This window comes from Streptomyces sp. NPDC017943 (genome assembly GCF_044328425.1).
In the GTDB taxonomy this organism is placed as follows: domain Bacteria; phylum Actinomycetota; class Actinomycetes; order Streptomycetales; family Streptomycetaceae; genus Streptomyces; species Streptomyces djakartensis_A.
Map to the genome: position 1 here is coordinate 78610 of NZ_JBIRHH010000010.1, position 23523 is coordinate 102132.

Below are 23523 nucleotides of genomic sequence, written 5' to 3' on the forward strand. Positions count from 1 at the left end.
GTACGGGCCGCACGATCATCGTCATCCGCGGTGCACCACGGCCTGTGTCCGGGCAGACCTTTCGGGCAGCGGTTGCGGGTCGTACGGGTGAGCGCCGGACTGAGCCGGAGGCGCTGTGCCACGAGGCCGGGGTGAGCGTGCGGGCGCTGGCCGACGACAACGAAGTCGCCGGATCAGTTCGGCGCGCCGGGCCGTCACCGACCGTAGCGGGAGTACGAACTCACCTACCTCGCGCGGGCCTCACCCGCCTCGTGTCTTCGGTGGGTTCTCCCGGCTCCCGCAGTTCAGCCAGTTCGGCCGCGGCTTCGACTTGCCGGGGGTGATCCAACTCGGTGAGGGCCTCGTGGGCAGCCGCCAGGGTCTCCCGGGCTTCCTGGTGACGGTCGATCCGGCGGAGGACACGGCCGAGGTCGAGGCGGGCTGATTCGCACCAGGCGGGCATCCGCCCTTTGTCGAAGCGGGCCACCGCGAAGCGCAGCGGGGCCTCGGCCTCGGCCCAGCGCTTCAGCGCCGCGAGGTCGTTTCCGATGTGCTGCCGGGCCGACGCGAGGTACAGGCCGATGAGGTCGGGGGATTTGCCGGGTACGCCGGCGCTGCACATGGCCTCGCTGCGCCGGTGGATGGTCAGGGCCTCCTCGGCGCGGCCGGCCTGGCGCAGATAACGGCCCAGATTGTTGAGGGTGGACAGCTCGGCGAGGCGACTTCGTACGTCGTTGTGCCGGCCCAGTTGGTCGGCCGCTTCGCGGAGTCGGGTGATGGACTCCTCGACCCGATGGAGCCGGTGGAGCGCTTCGGCCGCGTAGTTCAGCGCCCAGCCGGCCTGAAGCCGGTCGTCGATCTCGCGCGCCACGTCCAGGGCGGCTTCGGCCGTGGCCAGCGCCGAGTCGTGGTCATAGAGGCAGACGTTGTAGGCCCAGGCCAGGTAGTTGAGGTGGACGGCCTCGTCCCGCTTGCTGCCCAGCGCGCGGGCGGAGTCGACGGATCGCCGGAAGACGTCCGCCCACAGCTCCCAGTGCAGGGTGCGATCGGAGAACCAGTGCATGGCCTCTGCCGCCTGGACGACCTCTTGGTGTCGGCCGTCTGCCTGGGCCCGAACCAGGGCCGCGAGCCACTGAGCCCGCTCCGCTTCCAGCCAGGTGTGGGCCTCTTCACGGTTGGCGGGCGCAGTGGCGGGGTCGGGATCAGCGTCGTCGGCGTGCTGACGGTGTTCGGCATCGAAGAGCAGCGCGGCGGTGGTGGCCCGGCGCAAAATCCACTTGTCGGTCCGCTCCCGGGCGGCGGCGACCTGAGCCGGCTCGTCCTCTTCAAGCACCTTTTCGCCGGCGAACAGGGCGAGCAGATCGTGGAAACGGTAGCGGTCGGCCGTGGGGTGGGGCTGCAACAGCCCGGCATCGGTCAGGTCCTGTGCGCAGCAAGCGGCCTGGCGCGGCGTCAAGTCGGCCAACAGGGCCAGGGTCTCGGGGCCGAAATCGGGCCCTGCGGCGAGAGAAGCACGGCGAAAGACGGTTCGGGTGGCCGGGCTCAGCTGCCGGTAGGACAGGTCGAAGGCGGTCCTCACCTGGAGGGAACCGGCGCGCAGGGTGTCCAGACGGCGTTCGTGCGCGGCGAGTTGGGTGACGAGTTTGGCGATGCTCTCGCCGGGCCGGGAGGCCAGGCGCTGCCCCGCGATACGGACCGCCAGGGGAAGGTTCCCACACAGGTCCGCGAGGTCGCGGGCGGCCTGGCTTTCCCGCTGTACGCGCTCGGGGCCGATGATGCGGGTGAGCAACTCGACCGCTTCCTCGCGGCGCAACAGGGCCAGTTCGGTGCGGTGGGCCGCTTCCAGAGCGGCCAGAGCGTGCCGGCTGGTGACCAGGGTGAGCGAAGGGCCCTGGGCGGGCAGCAGCGGGCGTACCTGCTCCTCGTCGGCGGCGTTGTCGAGCAGCAGCAGCACCCGCCGGTCGCGCAGCACGGACCGCAGCAGACCGCTGCGGTCCTCCATGCCGGTGGGTATGGTCCCTTCGGCCAGCCCCAGTGCCCGCAGCAGCCGGGCGAGGGCGTCGCGCGGGTGCGTCGGCGTGGTGTCCATGCCGCGCAGGTCGACGGCGAACTGCCCGTCGGGGAAATGGGGGGCCAGGGAGTGGACGGCGTGGACGGCGAAGGTGGTCTTGCCCAGTCCGGGCTGTCCGCAAATGACCGCGACTGGCGGATGGGCCGGGTCGAGGTCTTCCGCCAGCTTCAGCAGCCGCGCCAGGGCCGGGCCGCGGGCGGTGAAGTCGCGCAGATCACGGGGCAGTGCGAGGGTGTTCGGCGCGACGGGTGCCGTGATCGGGCCCGTATTCGTGCTGGCGGCCGGACCTGTCGTGTCCCCGGAAGCCGGCTGCGTGGTCGCCCCGGCGGTCTGCCCCGGGGTGTCTTCGGCGGCTTGCCGGGGTGCGGACGGGGTGGTGGGGCGAGTACGGGGGCGGGGGCGGCCCAGGCTCGCGGCCCGTTCCAGCTCCCGGGCATCGGTGGCGTCGAGTTTCAGCGCGGCGGCCAGGGCCTCGACGGTTCGGCGCTGTGGTCCCCGCGCGCGGCCGCGTTCCAGGTCCGACAGGGCCCGAACGCTCACTCCCGACGCGTGTGCCAGGTCCTCCTGACTGAGCCCGGCTCTCCTCCGTAGACCGTGCAGGCGCTCGCCGAACCCGCCGGTGGCCGGTGTACCGGTGCTCATTCTCGGAACATCCCCCTGGTCCGTGTGGTCCGGCACAACGCCGGAGCCGTCCGGCGCAATTATGACAAGGCGTTACTTCTGCCGGTGATACTGCCTGGGCCGCCCCGCTGCCCTCCGGTTGGCTGAAGGTGCTTGGGGACCGGGGGGCCACCCACCCGGCCCCGGTCCGTCGTCCTGTGCACGGAGTCCTCGCACTGGCGAGAGAGCTCCGTCGCACGACTCATCGCTCGTCACCCCAAGGAGTACCTTCCGCATGAGGCGTTCTTTGTCCGCTCGTGGGCTCATGAGCCGCATCCTGATTCTCACCCTGGCGTTGCTGGCCGCTGTCGGCCTGACACAAGGGTTGTCCCCGAAGGCCCATGCCGACCCCGAGCGGCCTTGGACCCGCATCGACTGGGACATCACCCATCTGCGGCGGGGCACCAGCAGCTTCTCGGCCGGCCAGGCCTACGACTCCATGCTCGAGAGCCTGCGCCGTACCGTCAGCCATGCGGTGCAGGCCGACTTCCCGCACAGTGCCACCACCCGGCAGACGGGCTCCTACGTCGAGATCGCGCTGATCGACCACACGGAGGCCAACAGCCACCGCCTCTCCCTGATCCTCGAGGCGAGCAACCTGTACGTGGTGGGTTACTTCACCCCTCAGGGGCGCTACATGTTCTACGGGCTGGACTCGGCTCCGGTCCGCACCGCCTACAACGCCGTGTTTCCCAGGAACCGCCTGGAGCAGGGCCACTTCCAGTCGCTCCCGTTCCGGGAGAACTACAACAGCTTCTCAAGGGAGGAGTGGCGGATGAACGACTCCTTCACGGGGCTTCGCGGCGACATCGACCATCTGGCCAACATGCCCGCCCGCGCTCCGGGGCAGAACACTCCGCCGGCAACGGCAGCCGGTCGGGCACTCACCTCGGTGGTCGCGGCGGTTTCCGAGGCCGCTCGCTTCCGGTGGATTCAGAACCGCATCGGCAACACGATCCGGGTCGGCTACGACCATGACGAAAACGGCCGGCAGGACACCCTCGGTCGTTTCGGCGCTGAGCTCGAACTGAGCTGGCGCAGGCTCTCCGCGATGCTGTCGGCCAACCTCCGAAACCGTGCCGCTGCGCCCATCACGATCGACGACCGGGTGTACCGCAACAGCACCGACATCGAGCTCGGGAACGGCCGGCGAGTGCCGGCCCTCGGCCTTGCGGTCGCGCTGGGCTCCCAGTTCTGACGAACCCTTCGCCGGCGTCCGGTTGAGAGCGCCGATGACAGGTGTGACCCCGCTTGGTGTACGGGGGTGCCGAAGCAGGGGGGAAGGAGCCGCCTCACGACACAAGTCGAGGGGGCTCCTTCCCCCCTTCCAGGTATCGGGGACACCTTGGTCGTGGACCATCGGTTCGCGCCCACGGCGTCCTCAACCGGGGCACCGGGGCTCCTGGCGGCCCGTGCTCATCCGCCCTCCCCCCGGCGTTGAGGCGGACGGCGAGCGACGATCGGCAGCCGTCAGCGGCCGGGCACTTCTCAAGCCACCTTGATGACAACCTTGCCCGAGGCATGACCGTGCTCGACGGCGGCGAGAGCGGCCGGGGCGTCGGAGAGCGGATGGACCGCTGTGATGACGGGGGCAAGGAGTCCGTGGAGGGCCAGCCGGGCCGACCGCTCCAGGTTCTCGCGGTCGACGCGACGCTCGACGAAACGCCCACCGAGATCGGGCACGGACATGTCACCCACGGCGATGACATTGCGCGGATCCCGGGCCAGCGGAGCGACCGTCCGCAGCGAGGCGCCTCCGACCAGGTCGACGATCCCGTCGAAGCCGTCCGGAACCAGTTCGCGTGCCGCGGCGGCGACGTCCTCGGCGGTGTAGTCGATGAACCGCACCCCGACGGCCTCGGCGTGCTCGCGCTTGGCCGTACTCCCGGTGCCGAGTACACGCAGCCCGCGCCCGGTGGCCAGCCGGGCGACGGCGAGGCCGACTCCGCCTCCGACCCCGTTGACCAGGACCGTGGCACCGGCCGGCAGGCTGAGCTGATCGAGCACGTCCACCGCTGTCGTCCCAGCCACCGGCAGCGTCGCCGCCACGGTCGCGGACAGACCCTCGGGTATGCGCGCGGTGTTCGCCGCGGACAGCACCGTCGTCTCGGTGTAGGTGCCACCACCGGTCAGTGCGAAGCCGAACACCGCATCACCCACCTCGAGCCCGCTGACGTCCTCGCCTCGGGCGAGAACGGTTCCGGCTGCCTCCATGCCCAGCACGCGGGGGAACGGACGCCCGCCGTCCAGCCCGTCGACCAGACCCGAACGCAGCAGGTGGTCTAGGGGATTCACGCTGGCCACGTCGACGCGGATCAGCACCTCGCCGCGACCGGGGACCGGATCGGGACGATCGAAGAACTCCTGCACCTCAGGCCCGCCATGCCGGTCGAAACCCCACGCCTGCCCCATCTTCCGCCGCCCCTCGTATGACCGACCCGGCGCTTCCGGGCGTGATCACCATCCTCACCTCTGACGTTGACGTGAGGGGCAACCGGCTGAGACGCGGATCACAACGCCAGGCCGACCGGGCCAATGGCTTCAGGGCTGTGGACAGCTCCACCCCGTGCCGGCTCTCGGCCCTGATCAGCACGCCGGGAGTGCAACCCGGGGCGCCATCAGATGCCCCGAACAGGGACGGCTCCCCGCCTCGACAGGAGGGCCGGACGACGAACAGGGCCCGGGCGTCCTGCTGGCGAGGCCCGCCCCGTCCTGAGCCCGCGTTTCCCCCCGACTGCCACGCGGGGCCGGGGCGTTGTCGGTGGCGGCCGGTACGTTGCGACCATGGGTGTCTATCTGGTGAGTGTCGTCGCGCAGGACTGGTCGCAGCCCGGGGAGGACGGGTACGGGGACGCCGCCGCCGCGCTGAACACCGAACTGGAGCGGCGCGGCCTGCCCCCGTACGAGCTGCGGCAGGCTGCACGGGAGGCTCCGGGCTGGTTCGAGGAGAAGGTCAGCCCATCCATGGACGGCTTCGTGGCGCTGTGCAGGACACTGCTGACGGATGCGGAGTCGTCGGCCCTCCTCGACTGGAACATGCTGGTGCCCCTCGCGCTGGAGGAGGAGATCGTGCTCCCCGTCGGCACCGCCTACTCCGGCGAGGAGACTACGGTCGCCGGGGCCCCTCGGGTCCTCGCCCTGGCCGAGCGGCTGGCCGACGCCGTGAGACTGCCCGTGGACGCGATACCGGCGGGTGGGAACCTCGCGCTGACCTTGTGGTTCCTTGAGGGCGGGGCGGAGCGGACCGCACGGGTGCGGCCGGGAACGTGGGCCGAGGATCGGGACGCGGCCTTCTACGTGGCCCTCTACCTGCGCGCCGCGCAGTACTCCCTGCGCAACGGCTGCCCGATGGCCTACTCCTGACTCGGCCACGACGGCGGCCGACCGTCCGTCTCTGGTCGGCACCGCCGCGTCGCGCCGCTCCCTGAACCCGGTGGCACTCCTGCGCACACCCGGGCACGTGGGCCCGAGACGCCTGTGGCAGGCGGATTGTCGTGCCGCGCACATGGGCGACCTGGGCTGCGCCGACCGCCGCCAAGCCGCTCAACGCTGCCACCCCAGCTCGCTGTAGGGGCGGCCGGCCGGATCGTGTCGATGGCGACACGGGTGCAGGGGACGATCGGCTCCGGCAGGCCCTGCGCGTCCCACCACTCCCGGGCTTCCGGGTCGAGGGCTGCATCGTCATGTGCAGGAACAACTCGTCGAACCAGTCACCGCCGATCTGTGCGGTAGTGCTGGAGGCGGCGTAGCGGGCGGTGTTCTCCATGGACGCAATGTGCGGGAGGCAGGGCAGCAGGGAGCGCTGAAGGCGCTCGGCCGCGGTACGGGTGTGCTGGTGAAGACGGGCGTTGTCGAGCCGGGGCGGGCCCGCGCGACCCGCCCCCGACCCGCTCTCCCGGCCTCACTCGTACTCCGTGCCGCCCTTTCGTGTGAGATACGCCGGACTCACCGCCTTCGCGATCGCCCGCCCCCCGGTCACCGGGCTGTACCGCTCACTGGACGGCCGTATCACCACGCCCTCCCGCAGGTGCAACCCCCGCCCCGACACCGTCTCCCGGCCGACGGCGACCTCCAGCACGTGCTCGATGTCGTACGGCCCCTGGAACAGGCGCGGGACCAACGGCAGCTCCCCCTGAAGCAGTTCGGCCGCGTCCAGCCACCGCACCTGCCCATCGATCTCCGCGGAGACGTCGAAGACGGCGTACCCGAGCGTGTCGCGGCGCCCGTCCGCGCCGTACGTCAGGTCCTGTACGCCCGCTCCGTACACCTCGCCGAAGATCCCCACCCGCCGTGCCCCCAAGCGCCCGGCGAGCCGCGCCGCGGCCTCGGCGACACCGTGCCCGCGCACCGCACGCCAGTACAGATTGCGCGGATCCTCCTTCAGTGCCAGCGCCTTCGCGCCAAAGCCTTTGGACGAGACGTGCACCCGACCCTCGCCCGCGACATACGTCAGCAGGCACGCCGAACCGTGCAGCTTCTCCGTCAGGACCACGTCCTCGCCGGGCGTGAAGATGTCGGGGAACCGCTGGATGTTCTCGATGTCGACCCACGGCAGCAGCTCCGACGCGGCCTCCACGTCGCCGTTCATCATGGGTGGCACCGGCGGCACCCACTTGGTGATGCCGAGCAGCGCGGCGAAATCGGTCCCCTCCAGCGCCGCCCGGGCCAGGTCGACCCCCGCCAGCGCCCTGGGCCGGCACACGATGCCCTGCGACAGCTCCCCCCGCAGCCGCACCGCCTTGACCCGGTCCGCGTTGCCGCCCGCGAGCCGCCCGGTCAGCCCCAACTCCTCGATCAGCTCGGACGGCAGCACCGACTGCTCGGGGATGTACACCGCAGCCTCACCCGTGCGATACACGCCCTTGGCGACGACGGCCCGGTACAGGCCCACCTGGGCCAGCTCGAGCGCATCGGCGTTCGGGTGTTCATGCACGGTCAACACTTCGGCTGTGACGCGCAGCGTCGACATGGGGGTCTCCTCCAGGTACCTACGTGGGTTTCATCGCCGCTCAGTCTCCGCACGGGAAAAGGGCGGGTCCAACGGATTGGCGCCTGGTAGCGTCACGCCCTTCGGTCCGCGAGGCAGCCGCGCACGGAGCCCTGCGGGGATCGCCCTCCCGGCCTTCGCCCGGCTCCGTGCGGCCCTCGCCGACATCGCCGCCGCCCTCGATGCCGCCGACTCGCAGGGATCCGATGCCGACGAGCGGGTCGTTCCGCATCGTCCGTCGGTGGATTGCCGATCCGCGTCAGACCCGGTCGTGGACGGTGGAAGTACGCCTCAGCTGACCCCGAGGCCGACCGCCAGCGTCAGTTCGAGGACCCGGTGCGGCGAGGTGAGATCCGGGAACAGCTCCCGCAGTTGCGACATCCGGTACCGCACTGTCTGGGGATGGACGAACAGCGCCGCAGCCACCTCGTCCCGCCTGCCCTGGTGCAGCAGCCACGCCCGCAACGTCTCCTCCATCCGCCGCGCCCGTGCAGCAGGCAGGGTCCGCAACGGCGCGAGCGCTCGGGCACGCAGGTCTGCGAACGCGTCCACGTCGGCGCTCAGCACCAGCTCGGGCAGGTGTTCCTCGGTGTCGCGGATGTCGGAGGAGAGGGAGCGCGCGCGCAGGGCTCGTGCGTACGAGGCGGAGGCCAGAGTCCATGGCCGGGCCGGGCCGGCAACGGCCGTGCGGTCGGTCAGTCTCCGCAGGAGTGACCGGTCGGCGTCGGGGACGAGCAGCACACCGGTGGCGTCCGGCAGATCGTCGAGGACGAGGGTGTTCGGGTCGAGCCTGCGGTAGGCCGGCCGGGCCTGGGCGGCGGGCAGCAGGACCGCGGTGAGAGAAACCGGAGGCTGCCACCCGGCCCGTTGGGCGGAGGCCAGCAGCACCTCCGGGCTCGCGCCGGCGAGGAGGTCGCGGGCCAGGTGTTCCAGCTGGCGCTCGTGGGCCCTGCCCTGGGCGGCCAGTTCGTCGGCGTGGCCCGCGGCGCTCGCGGCGGAGAGCTCGTCGATGTAGGCGAAGGTCAGCTCGGCGAACTTGGCCACCTCGGCGGCAGGCAGACCTGCCGGTACGGCACCCTCCGCCAGGCATCGCCAGGCCACACGTGCGCCGACACGGTAGGCGCTGAGCAGGGCGTCCATCGAACGGCCGTCGCGCACCTCCCCGCGGCCCAGCTCGTAGGCCGCGTCACCGGCGTCGCCCCCCGTGGCCTTCCCGCTCGCGAGGTCCAGGTAGTGCCCCAGAGCGGTGCGGACGGCCCGGCGGATCGTGGCGCCCATGTGGCCCGAAAGGGCGTTGGCATAGGGAGGCACCTCGTCGATGATCGCCTGGACGATCTCGTCGGCGGTGGTCTTCAGCGCGGCCCGAAGTACGGTGACCGTCTTCTCGTCCAGGGCCAGTTCGCTGGCCCTCTGGATTGCATGGCTCACTTTTTGTTCCCTGCGAACAATTCTGGCGACCAGATTCACATCCTACGGTCAGGACTTTACGCACTGAGGCGCAGCAAGCTGAAGTCATGAGGAGTGCAGCCCTGCGCGGCAGGGCGTGGAAACTACTGGAGATGGTCACGACACCGCTGCTGCCGTCGGACTACCTCGACCTGGTCAGCCCGCTGCGTGCCGGGGCCGACCTGCGCGGGCGCATCGAGTCCGTGCACCCGGAGACGGGTGACGCGGCGACCATCGTGATCAGGCCGGGACGGAGCTGGCGTGGCCATACCGCCGGCCAGTACGTGCGGATCGGGGTCGACGTGGACGGGGTGCGCCTGTGGCGTGCCTACTCCGTCACCTCGCCTGCCCACCGTCAGGACGGCCGCTTCACGATCACGGTGAAGGCGATCCCGGACGGCAAGGTCAGCAACCACCTGGTCCGCAGGGCGGAGCCGGGCACGCTGATCCAGCTCGACCAGCCGACCGGAGACTTCGTGCTGCCCCGGGTCAGGCCCGCCAAGGTGCTCTACCTGACGGCCGGCAGCGGCATCACGCCCGTGATGGGCATGCTGCGCGACACCGAGCTCGCCGACGTCGTCATGGTCCACTGCGCGCCACGGCCGCAGGACGTGATCTTCCGCAAGGAACTGCACGACCTGGTCACGGCCGGGAAGCTGCGTCTCACCGAGGTGCACACCGACACGGACGGCATGCTGGACATCGCCCGTCTCGACGAACTCGTGCCCGACTGGGCCGGCCGCGAGACCTGGGCGTGCGGGCCCGCGGGTCTGCTCGACGCCGCCGAGAAGCACTGGGCCGATCACGGCGTCCCGGAGCGTCTGCACACCGAACGCTTCCGCCCCGGCATCGTCGTCACCGGCGACGGCGGCGGCGAGGTCACGTTCAGCGCCACCGGCAAGACCGTCGACGCGGACGGCACCACGCCGCTGCTGGACATCGGCGAGGAGGCCGGCGTGCTCATGCCGTCCGGGTGCCGCATGGGCATCTGCTTCGGCTGCACCACGCCGCTCAAGGCGGGCGCCGTCCGCGACCTGCGCACCGGTGAGATCACCGAGGCGGAACCGGGCGTCCTCATCCTGACCTGTGTGTCCGCCGCGGCGGGCCCCTGCGACATCGAACGGTAGGAACACCTTGACCGCAATCGACCCCACCGCCCACCTCACCGCGGAGCAGATCGAGGAGCTCGGCCGCGAGCTGGACGCGATCCGCGACGAGGTGATCGCCGATCGAGGTGAGAAGGACGCCGCCTACATCCGCAAGGTCATCTCGGCGCAGCGCAAGCTCGAGCTGGCCAGCAGGGGCGTGCTGCTGTTCTCGTTCTTCCCGCCGGCATGGCTGCTCGGCACCGCCGGTCTGTCCGTGGCCAAGATCATGGACAACATGGAGATCGGCCACAACATCCTGCACGGCCAGTGGGACTGGATGCGGGACCCGAAGATCCACTCCACCACCTGGGAGTGGGACCACGTCTCGCCGGCCGACCAGTGGAAGCACTCGCACAACGAGCTGCATCACAAGTACACCAACGTGATCGGCAAGGACAACGACCTCGGTTACGGCATCATGCGCGTCGACGAGGACCAGGCGTGGCACCCGGTCCACCTCGGCCAGCCGCTGTGGAACTTCATCAACGCCTGCTTCTTCGAGTACGGCATCGCGGCGTACGACCTGGAACTCGGCAAGAACCTCAGCAAGCGCCGCCGCAAGAACCCGGAGTTTCGCGCGCGGGCCAGGGCCGTGGGGCGCAAAATTCGCAAGCAGGTGCTCAAGGACTACGTGATCCACCCGCTGCTGTCGGGCCCCTCGTTCCTCCCCACGCTCGCCGCCACCTTCACCGCGAACCTGGTCCGCAACCTCTGGTCCCACTCGGTGATCATGTGTGGGCACTTCCCCGAGGGTGTGCAGGTCTTCGAGCGCCGGTCGATCAAGGGCGAGACGCGCGGCCAGTGGTACCTGCGCCAGATGATGGGCTCGGCGAACATCAGCGGCAGCAAGGCCATGCACTTCATGACCGGCAACCTGTCCCACCAGATCGAGCACCACCTCTTCCCGGACCTGCCGAGCAACCGGTACGCCGAGGTCGCCGTGAAGGTGCGTGCGCTGTTCGAGAAGTACGAGCTGGAGTACGTCACCGGGCCCCTGCCCAAGCAGGTGTTCTCCGCGTGGCGCAAGGTCTTCCGGCTCTCGCTGCCGAACAGGAAGGTGGAGGTCAGCACGCACACGCCGGACCGCGAGAAGGAGCTTGTCGCAGCCTGATCGGTGGGCGGCGCAGTCCGTGAGCGCCGGTGGAGAGCAGGGCGCCGCCGGCGGTCGGTGGGCCGGCGGCGTGCGCGCGGTTGATCTGAGAGGTCTCGTCGTACGCGCACCGCGTCCGCCGGCGGCGACCGTGCGGTTCAGATGCCGCAGGTCGGGGCGGACCAGTACGGGGACGGGTCGAGTGCCACGTGGGTGTGGTCGTTGTGGTCGGGGTAGCCCGGGCCGAGGATCTCCGAGAAGCCGTGTGTGCGGGCCCGTTGGGCGAGGCGGCAGAGGGACGGGGAGCCGGTCAGATCGGCGGCGTCGCCGTACAGGTGGCGGCTGGTGGACGAACCTCCGACGGCGTTGTTGCAGGCGTAGGAACGGAAGCCGCTGGAGACGGTGAGCGGGACGTCGCCGAGCGCGTGTCGCATCGCCTCCAGTTTCCACATGGTCTTCAGCGCGTTGGCCTTGGCGGTGGCCGCCGGGACAGCGCCGCCCGACCAGTCGGAGTTGCAGCGGTTGAGCTCGGCGTAGGAGAAGTGGATCGGCGTGCAGTCCGCGTCCTGCAGCGCGTAGAGCTTGCTGAAGGTCGCGGGGCCCGCGACCCCGTCGGCGGCGAGGCCGTAAGCAGACTGGAACGCCCGCACGGCGGCGGTCGTGCGGGCGCCGTACTGGCCGTCGTAGGAGAGACGTTCACCGGAGGTGACCCAGCCCGCCACCCGGATCTGCACCTGGGTGACGTCGCTGCCGGAGGCGCCCTGGGACAGGGTTCGACTCCAGGTGTAGCACTCGTCGGCGTGTGCGGTGCCCGCGGTGGCGCCCACACCCCCCATCGCACCTGCCGCGAGCATGACAATCACAGTGACGAGTCGTGCGATCCGTCCGAGCATCCAGACCCCCTGGTCGTCGGTGCGGCCACCACTCCCGTGGCGGCCGTCGAACTCAGACTGAGCGCAAGTGCTACGCGCGTCAACAGTGCGGTCGTGACGGGCAAGGTGAACGGTGGCGGCACTCGTCACGCGAGCAAGACCTCGCCGATCCGTCGGAAGGCACCGTTGTAGGGGTCCAGTGCACATGCCACTCCGACGCACACAGCCGCGCCCGACACGGCCCAGTGTCGTTTCCGTCCAAGACACCGGCCCCGGCGGCGACCTAGCCTGATCCCAGGAGATCGGCCCGTGATCAGGAGATGCAGATGCGCAAGTTGGTCTACACCGGCTTCATGTCGCTCGACGGCGTTCTGGACTCGCCCGGTGGGCCCGAGGAGGGGCACCGCAGCGGTGGCTGGGTGGTGAAGGACCTGGAGTTCGTCCCCGAGGCGTGGTCGCTGAAGGGCGAGGAGCTCGCCGACACCACGGCGCTGATGTTCGGCCGTCGCAGCTACGAGGCCTTCGCATCGGTCTGGCCCGGCTCCGAGGACCACGCCTCCTACCAGGAGCTGCCCAAGTACGTGGTGTCGAGCACCCTGCCGGACGACGCCCTGGTCGACGGGTGGGGGCCGTCGACCATCCTGCGTACGACGCAGGACGTCGCCGCGCTCAAGGAGAGCGAGGGCGGCTCCATCTACATCCACGGGAGCGCCGAACTGGCACGACGGCTGTCGGAGGCCGGTCTGATCGACCAGTACAACCTGCTCGTCTTCCCCGTCCTGCTCGGGGCCGGCAAGAGCCTGTTCCACCGGGCCGACGCCGACAAGCAGATGCTGTCACTGCGGGAGTCGCAGAGCTATTCCAACGGAATCCTGAAGCTCGTCTACGACGTCCGGCGCTGACCGAGGTCGAGCGCGATGGCGCCGCCCGCGCCGTCGCGCAGTTGGCCGGCGGTGCGGCCCACATAGGTGCGCAGCGCCCGGGCGAGGTGCGGCTCATCGAAGTAGTCGAGCTTGGCGACGACGTCGGCGGCCGTGTCACCGGCCGCCAGCAGTTCCGCCGCCGTACGGGCCCGCTCGATCTGCCGTACGGCACCCCGCGTCAGCCCCGTGGCGGCCCGGAAACGGCGCTCCACGGTCCGTCCCGACACCACCGGTTCGTGGCCTCGCAGAACCTCGGTGACGAGCGGGTCACGCCCCACCGTCCCAGCCTTGACCAGTCGCTCCACCAGGGCCTCGGCGTCATCGGCACCCGGGGTAGGCCAGCGGGTGCCGTCCAGCCGGAACGTCCGCCGTGTGGTGTCGGGGAGCTCCACACCGCCGTCGACCAGCTCCGGAGTGGACAGGACGCGCAGCGAGGTGCCCAGGGCGAAGTCGATGCCGGTGAAGACAGCGCCGACGGGGACGGGTGCCGTGCTCGTCCGGGTCTCCGGGCCGGTCACGGCCGCCCACGACCGGCCGTCCTGCTCCCAGAACACCAGGCCCCAGCGCACACCTGCGACCGCCGTCATCGTCGTGACCTGCTCACTGGTGCAGGTCCACACGCTGTCGACCCACGGTGAGTCCGACCGGCGTATATCGAAGCGCAGCTCCACACCGGCAGGATACGACGGACCAAGCGGCGAGTGCCGGGCGTGCGGGCACTCCCCCAGGGCTCACTCATGCGGGTCCGCGCCGCCGTCCGGGCCACGGCGATCACCGCGGAAAACCGGGTGACCCCGTCGTCGCACGTCAGGACAATGGCCGGGTACCCAGAAGCGAAAGGCGGCCGACCGTGACCGTCCCCAACGTCCTGCTCTCCGGCATCGTCGGATCGACCGCGTACGGCCTCGCCCACGAAGGCTCCGACGTCGACCGCCTCGGCCTGTTCGCCGCACCCACCGCTCAGCTGCACGGACTGCACCGGCCCAAGGAGTCGCACGTCAGCAAGGCGCCGGACCACACCCTGCACGAGGCGGCCAAGTGGTGCCGGCTGGCGCTGGGCGGCAATCCGACGGCCATGGAGCTGGTATGGCTCCCGGACGACCTGTACGAGGTGCGGACCGCGCTCGGCGACGAACTCATCGGCATACGGACGGCGTTCCTGTCCGCCCGGCGTGTCCGGGACGCCTATCTGGGCTACGCCACGCAGCAGTTCCGGCGGCTGGAGGCCCGCGGCGACGGCTCGTTCTCCGCGGACACCCGCAAGCGCACGGCGAAGCACGCCCGGCACCTGAAGCGGCTGTGCACCCAGGGCCTGACGCTGTACACCACTGGGCAACTGACCATCCGCGTCGAGGATCCGGAGGAGTACCACGCCTTCGGTGAGCGCGTCGCCACAGACTCCTCGGCCGCGCGGCCCTTGCTCCGGCACTACGAGGAAGCCTTCGAGGCAGGCCCGTCGGTGCTCCCGGACGAGCCCGACGAGGCTCCGGTCGAGGCCTGGCTGCACCGCGTCCGCGCGCACTTCTACACGGAGCCGACAGCCGCCGCCGCGGCACACCGGTGAATCTCAGCGCGCCCCGAGCCTCACTCACACGTGTGCAGACACCGGTGCACCCCACGGCCTGCCCCTCCCGACGAGATGAGCCACGTTGCCCACCTTGCCCAGTTCTTCCGTCAGGCCGATCGCTGCTCTGACGATCGAACTCTTCCGGCCCGCCGATCACCTGGGTCCCGCAGCCGAGTTGCTCGCTGCCCGCCATCGGCGTGTCGCCCGGCTCGAGCCGGCGCTGGGCGGGCGCTTCGCCGTCCCGGAAGAGTGCCGGGCCTTGCTGGAACAGGCGTGGGAGGACGGCGCCCGTGGTGCGGTCGCCGTCCGGGACGGCGCAGTTGCCGGATACCTGCTGGCCCGGAGCGGCGAGGGACAGCGTGGTCGTCACTGCTGGACGCAGTCCCACCACGCCGCCTACTCGCCGGCTGCCGGTCCGGCGGTCCTGCACCGGCTGTACGCCGCTTTGTCCGCCGACTGGCTGGCCGACGGACGCCTGCACCACTATGTGGTGGCTCCCAGTGCAGACCTGCCGCTGTGGCTGACGCTGGGGTTCCCCCACGAGCAGGTCCACGCGATCGCCGACGTTCCCGCGACGGCGCCGACCGCGGCACCGGACGGTGTCCGCAAGGCAGTCCCCACCGACATGGACGCGCTGGAGCCGCTCCTCGGGCTCATCAACGAGGCGCACGCGGCACCACCGGTGTTCGCGTTCACGGACCAGCCGATGTGGGACGTCCTGCGGTCCGGCCACCTGGAGCTGATGAACGATCCGGCCGTGGCGTACTGGGTGTGCGAAGGGCAGGACGGCATCGACGGTTTCGTCGTCATGCGCCCAGTCCCCCGCGAGGAGGCCTCGATCCTCAAGCCCGAGGGCTCGGTCGAGCTTCTCCTGGCCGCGACGGCTCCGCACGCCCGCGGTACCGGCGTCGGCCGCCGGCTGACCGAGTGGGCGCTGGCAGACGCGGCACAGCGGGGCCACACGCTCTGCGTGACCGACTGGCGGGCCGCCAATCCCTTCTCGTCCGTCTTCTGGCCTCGCCGGGGATTTCGGCCCGTCGCCTACCGGCTGCACCGCATGCTGGACCCACGGCTCATGGGCCCCGAGCACGTCGCCGGGGTCTGACCGGCCCTGTTGCGTCCAGCACGGGCCGACAGCTGGTCCTCCTGCCAGTCCGCAATTTCCGGCGGTCTCGCTGACGCCGCGCTACTTCGATGGATCGGTGTCATAGTCGTGCCTGGCCTGCTCAACCTTGTCCAGGTTGTCGGCAGCCCATTCGGCGAGGTGAGCGAAGAGGGGGGCCAGACTGCGACCCAGCTCGCTGATCTCGTACTCGACCCGAGGGGGGACCTCCGGGTGATACGTACGCACGACCATGCCGTCGCGTTCCAGCTGCCGCAACCGCTGGGTCAGTACCTTCGGTGTGATCGTGCCGATCCGTCGTTCCAGCTCGACGAACCGTTGCCGGCCATGCCTGTGGAGAGTCCAGAGGATCGGCGTCGTCCACCGGCTGAACACGATGTCCACGACCGCACTGGTCGGACAAGCCAGCTCCGGGTCGATCTCCGCGGCTGCCGCCCACTCAGCTGTGCCGGCCATCTGCACCCCTTGAGATAGTCACTTTCCTCTAGGTACCTACTATATCGACGGTGTTAGCGTCCCCGTGTCGCTCGGATGGCGACAACATGCTGACTGGATAGGGGAGTTGTTCATGATCGTAGTGACGGGGGCAACCGGCAACGTCGGCCGATCGCTCGTGCAGACCCTCGCGGCAACCGGTGCTCAGGTGACCGCGACTTCCCGGGGGATCTCGGACGCGGATGTACCGGAGAAGGTCGAATACCGGCAGGCGGACCTGATCGAGCCTGAGAGTCTCAGGCCCGTATTCGAAGGAGCCGACGCGCTGTTCCTCCAGAACGGCGGCCTGAGCGCGCACCTGTTGAACCCACAGGGCATCCTCGATGTCGCCAAGGACGGCGGCGTCGGCCACGTCGTCCTCCTGTCCTCGCAGGGCGTTGCGACCCGCCCCCAGTCGGCCTCCCACGGGGGCATGGCACGCGCCATCGAGGATGCCGTGCAGCAATCAGGCATGTCCTGGACGATCCTGCGGCCCGGCGGCTTCCACTCGAACGCATACGCCTGGGCCGAGTCGGTCCGCACCCGAAGGACCGTCGCCGCGCCGTTCGCCGACATCGGCCTGCCGACCATCGACCCGGACGACATCGCCGAAGTCGCGGCCGCAGCCCTGCGCGAGGACGGCCACGCCGGACGGATCTACGAGCTGACCGGGCCGGCGCTCAACACGCCCCGTCAGCGGGCCGAGGCGATTGCCGCCGCACTGGGCGAACCCGTCCGGTTCATCGAGCAGACCCGCGGCGACGCCCGTGCGCAGATGCTGCAGTTCATGCCGGAGCCCGTGGTCGAGACCACGCTGGCCATCATCGGCGAGCCCACCCTTGCCGAACAGCGCATCAGCCCCGACGTCGAGCAGGTCCTCGGCCGCACACCCCGCACCTTCGCCGACTGGGCTCACCGTCACATCGCCGCTTTCCGTTAAGGAGGGATCTTGTCTCCGAGTGGGGAGCAGTCTGGCATCGCGAGGGCCTCTCGTGGCGTGGTGAGGGTGGTTGCGGCATCGGTACCGATGCCAACGCCAACGCCACCACCACCACCACCGGCAGCGAGGCAGCCTTCTCCCACAAGCTCAACACCGAGAAGCGGCCCACGCCTTTGTTCGGTCTCGACCAGAACCCACGAATCCGGCCGGAGCGGACTGCCCGCCACCGGCTCGCGCTTCGGTTGCGCGGCCTGCTGACACACCGCACACAGCCGAGCATGAACAACGTCCCGAAGGGCCAAGCCCTTCGGGACGTTGCGCCATTGCCAGAGTTTCAGCAGCATCGCCGACCCTGAGCGGCACTTGGGCGCTTCCGGAGGACTGGGCCCGATCCGGATCGGCCCGGACGCCATGGGCGGGGGCGGCGGCGAGGTCGACTACGTTCGGGTGACCGGCCATGAGTACCGGTCGCTGTCTCGACTGCGCGGACTACCCCGAAGCGGAGAATCGCCATCACGTGCCGTGCAAGCAGGGCACCCTGATCAATTTGTTGATGGAGTACCGGCAACAGTTCACTGAAGCAGCGGGGGCTCAGCCCCGCGAACGAGGCTATCCAGGACGGCTCCGCTGCCGTGATCACACTCGCCACTCGGTGATCATCGCGCAAGCCGGCCTCATGCTGGGACGACCCACAGCTACGCTGCTCGGGGCAGTCCACAGTGAGCGAGACCGGGGGGAACCGTGAACCGACCTCTGCTGTTCCTCGACGTGGACGGGCCGCTCAACCCCTATGCAGCCAAGCCGGAGAGGCGTCCCGACGGCTACACCACACTCCGAGTTCCCCGGAACGATGCCCAGGAGGACGACGGAGGCCTTGCGTTCCGGCGGCGCCCCCTGCGGGTCCGGCTCAACCCGGAGCACGGACGAATCCTGCTCCAGCTCGGCTTCGAGTTGTGCTGGGCCACCACATGGACGGACGACGCCAACCGGTGGATCGCACCGGTCCTGAGCCTTCCGGAACTTCCCTTCGTGGACTTCGGCGACGCCCTGCTCCGAGAGCGCCCTGACGGAGTCCACTGGAAGACCGGACCGCTGGTGAGCTACGCAGGCGGCCGTCCCTTCGCCCGGGTGGACGACGAGCAGAGCGAGCTGGATCAGACCTACGTGACCGCCCACCACCAAGGACCCGGGCTCCTCCACCACGTCAACCCGCGGATCGGTCTGCGCGAGAACGACTTCCGGACGCTCGCCGACTTCGCCCAGTCCCTGGACGCCTCACGAACCACCGGCTGAGCACCTCGCCATCTCGGCAGGCAGCTTCGCACCCGAATCCGAGATCTTTGCGGGACAGCCCTTGGACAGTTTCAGCCAATTGGTGGACTACCGGAGAGATCACCAAGCACACGTCGGTGGGGTCGGAAGCCTCACCGGACCCCGACTGCCGCTCGACCAATCGAAGCCGAATCCGGTTCGAATTGAAGGGTCCGCTGGTAATATTCCCTCTTCGAACCAAAAAATCGAGATGTGGATACCGGGACTGGGGGACCAATGGCGAATGCGGACGATCTTTTAGGCCGGCTGCCTGCGGCGGGTCCCACCCGGGCAGCCAACCGCAGGAAGGTCCTCCTCGCCGTGGCGATCAAGTCCGGCACCCAGGCCGACATCGCGCACCGCACGCTCCTTTCGCAGGCCACCGTGTCGGCCGCGGTCCGCGAACTCGCGGAGGCGAACCTCGTGCCCACCTCCAAGGAACGCGGCAAGGTCTGCCTGTCGGCCGTGAACGATGTCGGCGTGGGCGTGCACCTCGGCTTCAACCACATGACCGTGGTCGCCCGCAGACTCGACAAGGAATTCGACCAGGTGACGTCGCGGGTCAGCTCGGGGGGCGTCAGCAGGGGCTGGTCTCGGGCTCTGCCTGAGGTGAAGCAGATGATCGATGAGGCGATCGAAGGAACGGGGCGGCGCCGCTCGGACGTGTTCTCCCTCGGCATCGCCGTGCCCCGGATGATCAACCCGCGTACCGGCGGCTTCACCCCGCCGATCCTGCCGCCCTGGCGGGCGGGCGACGACCCGGTGAAGGACCTGGGGACGTGGCTCGGCGTGCGCGCTTTCATCGACAACGACGCCAACCTCGGCGCCTTGGCCGAACAGACCTACGGCACACGGGAACATGCCGAGACGGTGGTCTACGTGAAGGCCTCGACGGGTGTCGGCGCCGGCATCATCGTGCACAACAGCGTGCTGCGGGGCCACGGCGGCATGGCCGGAGAACTGGGCCACTTGACCGTGGACCCGCACGGCGCGGTCTGCCAGTGCGGTGGACGCGGCTGCCTCGAGACGGTGATCGGCGCCGACGCGCTGATCGCGCAGGTCCGTGCCGCGCGGGCGGCACGCAACAGCGTGCCCGCACCGGAGACGCTGGAACAGGTCATCGCAGCCGCCCAGGCACAGGACGCCGTCTGCATGCGGGTGATCCTCGACGCCGGCCGGCGCCTGGGGCAGTCCCTGGCCCAGCTGTGCAACCTGCTCAACCCCGACCTCGTTGTCATCGGCGGTCAGCTCGCCGAGAGTCCGCTGCTGCTGGAGGGCTGCAAGGAGTCCTTGCGTCGCTTCGCACTGCCGGGCGCGGTCGCCGAGGACTCCGAGTTCGTCCTCGACCTCAGCGAACTGAGCACCCGGGCTGAAGCTCAGGGCGCTTTGATCCTGGGGCTTCGCGGCATGGAGCACGGGGCCAACAACACCTAGACACGCGATGGCGGACCTCGTGACCAACCCTCGGGTGCGCTCAGGGATGTGTTTGATGGCCAACGTCCCGTGCAGACCCCACTCTTCTTCGAATACGACGCCGCGGGCCCGATACCACCGTCGCACTCGTTCGAATGAGCGACCGTCGTCGACCGAATAGTTCCACCTTCCGTCAGCAGGCCCATTGACGGAACCGGATCACCCCTCTGCCGCCCGGCGACGAAGGCGGGCGCTGCCAAGCCGAAGCACCCCCTATAGAGGGCCGATTCGCCATCAGGAGCAGCCGGGGAATCGCTACACTTGAGGCCCCGCGGCCGCCGGTATGGCCGGCGCCGCGACTTTCCCCGTTACGATCCTTTTCCGGGGCAGCCGATGCCCCTGACCCGAGGCGGCCTCATGACCTACGAGCCCACTGCCGTATCCCCGTACGAGGACTCGGGATATCCGCGACAAGCGGTAACGGCCGAGGTCGTACCGTCTCCCGAGGAACCGGCCGCCTACGAATCGCCGATGCTGGTCGACCTGGGTCATGTCCGTAAGGTGACGCTGGGCAGTTCCCCCAGTGGGAGTGCCGATGCCAATGCCCAGTACTACTACTGACATTCGGGACAGCAGTCGTGCCCCAACCCGCTGCCGCAGCCGCAGCCACGGATCTGCACTGCTCGTCTCCTGCTCTCCCCCCTCCTGACGGGCCAACCGTCGCGGGACTGCTGTCGTCGGCACCTGCCCCGGCGCCGCGTGGAGCCACCCCGCTGTGGCCCGGCGAACCCCGGCTCTGGTCCTGGGGGGACTGGCACAGCGGTGAGGTCCGCACCGTGCAGTGCGCACTCGTCCGGCTGGCCGTCGTCGGCCAGTGCCTCGCGGACGACGTGACGATGCGCGACGACTTACGGCTGGCCGTGCAGGACGGCCGCTGGGAGCGCCTGACTCGATGGCCGGGCGCCTACCTGCTGATCACGCTCCACGACGATGGTCGCCTCATCGCGTATGCAGACCCAGCGGGGCAGTTCCCCCTCTATTACGGGCGCCGCGGTCACAGCACGGTCCTGTCCACCCGGGCGAGGACGGCGGCGGCCCTGTCCGGGGCAGCCGGCCGACCCGACACGGCCGCGCTCGCCGCGCACATCGTCTGCCCCGCCGTTCCAGAACTCACGGAGGGGCGCACAGCTCACGACGGCATCCGCCGACTCGGTGGCGGCCAAGCCCTGGAAATCACTCCCTCCGGCGGCTGCACCCTCTGGACGTACGAGGACCTCGCCCCCGACCCCGACGCACGGTTCGAGGACAGCGCAGCCCAGTTGCGGTCAGCCCTCACGCGCGCCGTCGCCCTGCGCACCGACAGCGCCCCACGGATCACCTCGGACTTCAGCGGCGGCCTGGACTCGACCTCCCTGGCCTTCCTCGCCGCCCGCACGACCCGCTGGACGCCGCTGGACGCCTTCGTCTACCACCACCCCGACGCACCCACCGGCGATCTCGCCCACGCCCTGGTCCACGCCGAACATGCCCGGTCCATCCGGCTCTCCGTGACGTGCGGCAACGAGGAGTCCCTGCCCTACAGCGGCCTGTCCGAGCACGGCTCTGCGGACCAGCCCGACCCGGCGGCAGTCATCGGCGCCCGAACCCGCTTGCGCATGGACCACATCGCGCGCGGCGGCCCCGGCATCCATCTGACCGGCGAGGGCGGCGACGCTCTCTTGGCCGCGCCCCCCGCCTCTCTCGGTGACATCGCGGCCACAGCCGGACTGCGCCGGCTCCTTGCCGACGGGCGCGCGCTGGCCCGCATGCGCCAACTCTCCCCGGCAGATGTCATCCTGCGAGCAAGACGCCTTGCCCGCACCCCTCTGCACCGGGCGATGAGGGATCTCGCCCGCCGTCTCGACGAACCCCTGGACCATCCGCCTCAGTGGGCGGACGCGGTTGCCTGGTGGCCGGCTCCGGGGCCGGAGACGACCTGGCTGGCCACCGGAGCACGCCGCCACTTGGTCGAACTGGCCGAGGAGCGTGCCCGATCGGCCGGCCCCGCATCTCCCTCAGCGCCCGCGACGCCGGGCACCCGGGCAGTCCTGTGCGAGCTACGTACCTCCGCCGCCACGCAGGCTCACCTCACCGCCGTGGCACGCCCGTTCGGCATCTGGCCGCACGCTCCCTTCCTGGACAATGAGGTCGTACGGGCCTGCACCCGGCTCCCGTTGCCGCACCGGATCGACCCGTTCACCGCCAAGCCGCTGTTGGCGGCCGCTCTGACCGATCTGGTTCCCGGCCCGGTACTGCGGCGCAGGACCAAGGGCGACTACGCGGCCGAGAACTACCGCGGCGCCCGCCGCTCCATGACACACATCAGGGAACGGCTCCTCCGCTCCCCGCTGGCCGACCTCGGAATCATCGAACCCTCGCGGGTGATCGCCTCGGTCGAACGGGCAGCCGCGGGTTTGCCCGCACCCTTCCCAGCGCTGAACCGCCTGCTCGGCGCGGACCTGTGGCTGACGGCCGGCGACAGCAGACGGGAGCATCCATGACGCGGTTGAGCGTGTCCGAGCACGTGCGCGAAGGCGGTACCTCACCGCACGGTGGCAGCGTGCTGCTGGACCTGAGATCCGGCCACTGCTTCGCGATGAACGCCATCGCTCACGCCCTCTGGCAGGAATGGCGCCGTAGCGGGAACTTCGACGCCGCGGTGTCGGTATTGGCCGGCCGTTACCCCGACCTGCAGCACGACCGGCTCCGCGAGGACGCCCGCCGCCTTGCCGACGACCTGATCAGCCTCGGCCTCCTCACCGCGTACGCCCCGAGCCGGCCGCCCTCCGCAGTGGAGCAACACACAAACCCGACGGGCGACGCTCCGCCTCCTACGGCGGACCATGCACTGGTCACTGCGAGCCGAAGTCCGGGTGATCGCGCATCCGCCTGGCAAGCCCCAGCGCAGGGCGAGGACCTGCATGGCGCGGAAGTGCCCCGGTTCGCAAGCCAGATGACAATGACCGCCGACCCGGTGCGGGCCGAAGGCGACCGCTCATTTCGCGGCGCCGTCAACGCGGTAATCGGCCTCTGCGCGCTCCTCGGCGCTCTGCTGTTGATCCGGTTGCCGTTGAAAACCGTCTTCTTCACCGTGCGCTGGACCGCACGTATCTGGTGTCGGCGGGAGGCCACGCCGGAGCAAGCCGTAGCCGCCCTGGCGGCGGTGCGGCGGGCAGCCCGGTGGTACCCGGGACGCGCCGCCTGCCTTGAGTTGTCCCTGGCCACGCTCGGGGTCCTGGCCACGACCGGCCGACGGGTGGTGTGGTGCATCGGCACGGCGGACGACCCGTACCGTTTCCACGCATGGGTTGAAACGCAGGGAGTAGCCATCGCCTCACCTGACGAGTACGGCAACTCTGATTTTCGCCGTGTTCTGGTTGTGAGCTGATCAGTCGGGCAAGCCGGCCGTCGGAACGGGGCGCTGCGAGCGACCCACTCCACGCCCCCCACTACCGCGCTTCAATTCGCACACGCCTGACG

At 70.0% G+C, this 23523-nt stretch carries 20 protein-coding genes and 1 pseudogene; 13 read left to right on the plus strand and 8 right to left on the minus strand.

Annotated elements, in window-relative coordinates; all coding sequences use genetic code 11:
- Nucleotides 1-220: 220 nt before the first annotated feature.
- The gene (locus ACH4C6_RS28880) at nucleotides 221-2692 is read right to left on the minus strand and encodes an NB-ARC domain-containing protein (RefSeq protein WP_398111554.1); all 2472 of its coding nucleotides are present in this window, start codon (nucleotides 2690-2692) and stop codon (nucleotides 221-223) included.
- A gap of 283 nt (nucleotides 2693-2975) precedes the next feature.
- On the opposite strand from ACH4C6_RS28880, the gene ACH4C6_RS28885 reads away from it, so the two are divergent.
- On the plus strand, nucleotides 2976-3908 hold the full coding sequence (locus tag ACH4C6_RS28885; protein ID WP_398111555.1) for a ribosome-inactivating family protein: 933 nt from the start codon (nucleotides 2976-2978) through the stop codon (nucleotides 3906-3908).
- Between the two features lie 290 nt (nucleotides 3909-4198).
- On the opposite strand, the gene ACH4C6_RS28890 is transcribed toward ACH4C6_RS28885, so the two are convergent.
- Nucleotides 4199-5122: an NADP-dependent oxidoreductase gene (locus ACH4C6_RS28890; protein ID WP_398111556.1), complete on the minus strand. Its 924-nt coding sequence runs from the start codon at nucleotides 5120-5122 to the stop codon at nucleotides 4199-4201.
- 372 nt (nucleotides 5123-5494) lie between these two features.
- On the opposite strand from ACH4C6_RS28890, the gene ACH4C6_RS28895 reads away from it, so the two are divergent.
- A complete protein-coding gene (locus tag ACH4C6_RS28895) occupies nucleotides 5495-6073 on the plus strand; it encodes a hypothetical protein (protein WP_398111557.1) in 579 nt (192 codons plus the stop codon).
- 538 nt (nucleotides 6074-6611) lie between these two features.
- Here the strand turns inward: ACH4C6_RS28895 and ACH4C6_RS28900 are convergent.
- Entirely contained in the window at nucleotides 6612-7679 is a 1068-nt protein-coding gene (locus ACH4C6_RS28900; protein WP_398111558.1) for an RNA ligase (ATP), read from the minus strand.
- A 309-nt stretch (nucleotides 7680-7988) separates the two neighbouring features.
- On the minus strand, nucleotides 7989-9125 hold the full coding sequence (locus ACH4C6_RS28905; RefSeq protein ID WP_398111559.1) for a PucR family transcriptional regulator: 1137 nt from the start codon (nucleotides 9123-9125) through the stop codon (nucleotides 7989-7991).
- 86 nt (nucleotides 9126-9211) lie between these two features.
- Here ACH4C6_RS28905 and ACH4C6_RS28910 point away from each other — a divergent pair, with 86 nt between their 5' ends.
- Complete coding sequence (locus ACH4C6_RS28910; protein WP_398111560.1) at nucleotides 9212-10270, plus strand: ferredoxin reductase; 1059 nt, start codon at nucleotides 9212-9214, stop codon at nucleotides 10268-10270.
- 7 nt (nucleotides 10271-10277) lie between these two features.
- Complete coding sequence (locus ACH4C6_RS28915; RefSeq protein WP_398111561.1) at nucleotides 10278-11402, plus strand: fatty acid desaturase family protein; 1125 nt, start codon at nucleotides 10278-10280, stop codon at nucleotides 11400-11402.
- 137 nt (nucleotides 11403-11539) lie between these two features.
- On the opposite strand, the gene ACH4C6_RS28920 is transcribed toward ACH4C6_RS28915, so the two are convergent.
- Entirely contained in the window at nucleotides 11540-12274 is a 735-nt protein-coding gene (locus ACH4C6_RS28920) for a D-Ala-D-Ala carboxypeptidase family metallohydrolase (protein ID WP_398111562.1), read from the minus strand.
- A gap of 305 nt (nucleotides 12275-12579) precedes the next feature.
- Between ACH4C6_RS28920 and ACH4C6_RS28925 the strand changes: the two genes are divergently transcribed.
- Nucleotides 12580-13155 (plus strand): dihydrofolate reductase family protein, encoded by a 576-nt coding sequence (locus ACH4C6_RS28925; protein WP_398111563.1) that lies wholly within the window; start codon nucleotides 12580-12582, stop codon nucleotides 13153-13155.
- Here the strand turns inward: ACH4C6_RS28925 and ACH4C6_RS28930 are convergent.
- The gene (locus tag ACH4C6_RS28930; protein ID WP_398111564.1) at nucleotides 13137-13847 is read right to left on the minus strand and encodes a helix-turn-helix domain-containing protein; all 711 of its coding nucleotides are present in this window, start codon (nucleotides 13845-13847) and stop codon (nucleotides 13137-13139) included. The genes ACH4C6_RS28925 and ACH4C6_RS28930 overlap by 19 nt on opposite strands.
- Before the next feature lie 179 nt (nucleotides 13848-14026).
- Between ACH4C6_RS28930 and ACH4C6_RS28935 the strand changes: the two genes are divergently transcribed.
- Together ACH4C6_RS28935 and ACH4C6_RS28940 are read left to right on the plus strand one after the other, a co-directional pair.
- Nucleotides 14027-14740 (plus strand): DNA polymerase beta superfamily protein, encoded by a 714-nt coding sequence (locus ACH4C6_RS28935; protein ID WP_398111565.1) that lies wholly within the window; start codon nucleotides 14027-14029, stop codon nucleotides 14738-14740.
- Between the two features lie 94 nt (nucleotides 14741-14834).
- Nucleotides 14835-15848 (plus strand): GNAT family N-acetyltransferase, encoded by a 1014-nt coding sequence (locus ACH4C6_RS28940; RefSeq protein WP_398111566.1) that lies wholly within the window; start codon nucleotides 14835-14837, stop codon nucleotides 15846-15848.
- Nucleotides 15849-15929: 81 nt separating this feature from the next.
- On the opposite strand, the gene ACH4C6_RS28945 is transcribed toward ACH4C6_RS28940, so the two are convergent.
- On the minus strand, nucleotides 15930-16322 hold the full coding sequence (locus tag ACH4C6_RS28945) for a winged helix-turn-helix transcriptional regulator (protein ID WP_398111567.1): 393 nt from the start codon (nucleotides 16320-16322) through the stop codon (nucleotides 15930-15932).
- Between the two features lie 112 nt (nucleotides 16323-16434).
- Here ACH4C6_RS28945 and ACH4C6_RS28950 point away from each other — a divergent pair, with 112 nt between their 5' ends.
- Nucleotides 16435-17280 carry an NAD(P)H-binding protein gene (locus tag ACH4C6_RS28950; RefSeq protein WP_398111568.1) on the plus strand — a complete coding sequence of 282 codons (846 nt, stop codon included), beginning with the start codon at nucleotides 16435-16437 and terminating at the stop codon, nucleotides 17278-17280.
- Between the two features lie 550 nt (nucleotides 17281-17830).
- On the opposite strand, the pseudogene ACH4C6_RS28955 reads toward ACH4C6_RS28950, so the two are convergent.
- A pseudogene (locus ACH4C6_RS28955) lies at nucleotides 17831-17929 on the minus strand (IS5/IS1182 family transposase); the annotation flags it as partial.
- Nucleotides 17930-18021: 92 nt separating this feature from the next.
- On the opposite strand from ACH4C6_RS28955, the gene ACH4C6_RS28960 reads away from it, so the two are divergent.
- The 5 genes from ACH4C6_RS28960 (at nucleotide 18022) to ACH4C6_RS28980 (ending at nucleotide 23431) form a co-directional block, all read left to right on the plus strand.
- Nucleotides 18022-18573 (plus strand): hypothetical protein, encoded by a 552-nt coding sequence (locus tag ACH4C6_RS28960; RefSeq protein ID WP_398111569.1) that lies wholly within the window; start codon nucleotides 18022-18024, stop codon nucleotides 18571-18573.
- 255 nt (nucleotides 18574-18828) lie between these two features.
- Entirely contained in the window at nucleotides 18829-20025 is a 1197-nt protein-coding gene (locus ACH4C6_RS28965; protein WP_398111570.1) for an ROK family transcriptional regulator, read from the plus strand.
- 396 nt (nucleotides 20026-20421) lie between these two features.
- Nucleotides 20422-20625 (plus strand): lasso RiPP family leader peptide-containing protein, encoded by a 204-nt coding sequence (locus tag ACH4C6_RS28970; protein ID WP_398111571.1) that lies wholly within the window; start codon nucleotides 20422-20424, stop codon nucleotides 20623-20625.
- A 17-nt stretch (nucleotides 20626-20642) separates the two neighbouring features.
- The gene (locus tag ACH4C6_RS28975; protein WP_398111572.1) at nucleotides 20643-22544 is read left to right on the plus strand and encodes an albusnodin/ikarugamycin family macrolactam cyclase; all 1902 of its coding nucleotides are present in this window, start codon (nucleotides 20643-20645) and stop codon (nucleotides 22542-22544) included.
- On the plus strand, nucleotides 22541-23431 hold the full coding sequence (locus ACH4C6_RS28980) for a lasso peptide biosynthesis B2 protein (RefSeq protein WP_398111573.1): 891 nt from the start codon (nucleotides 22541-22543) through the stop codon (nucleotides 23429-23431). Before ACH4C6_RS28975 ends, ACH4C6_RS28980 begins: the two co-directional genes overlap by 4 nt.
- The last annotated feature ends 92 nt before the right edge of the window (nucleotides 23432-23523 follow it).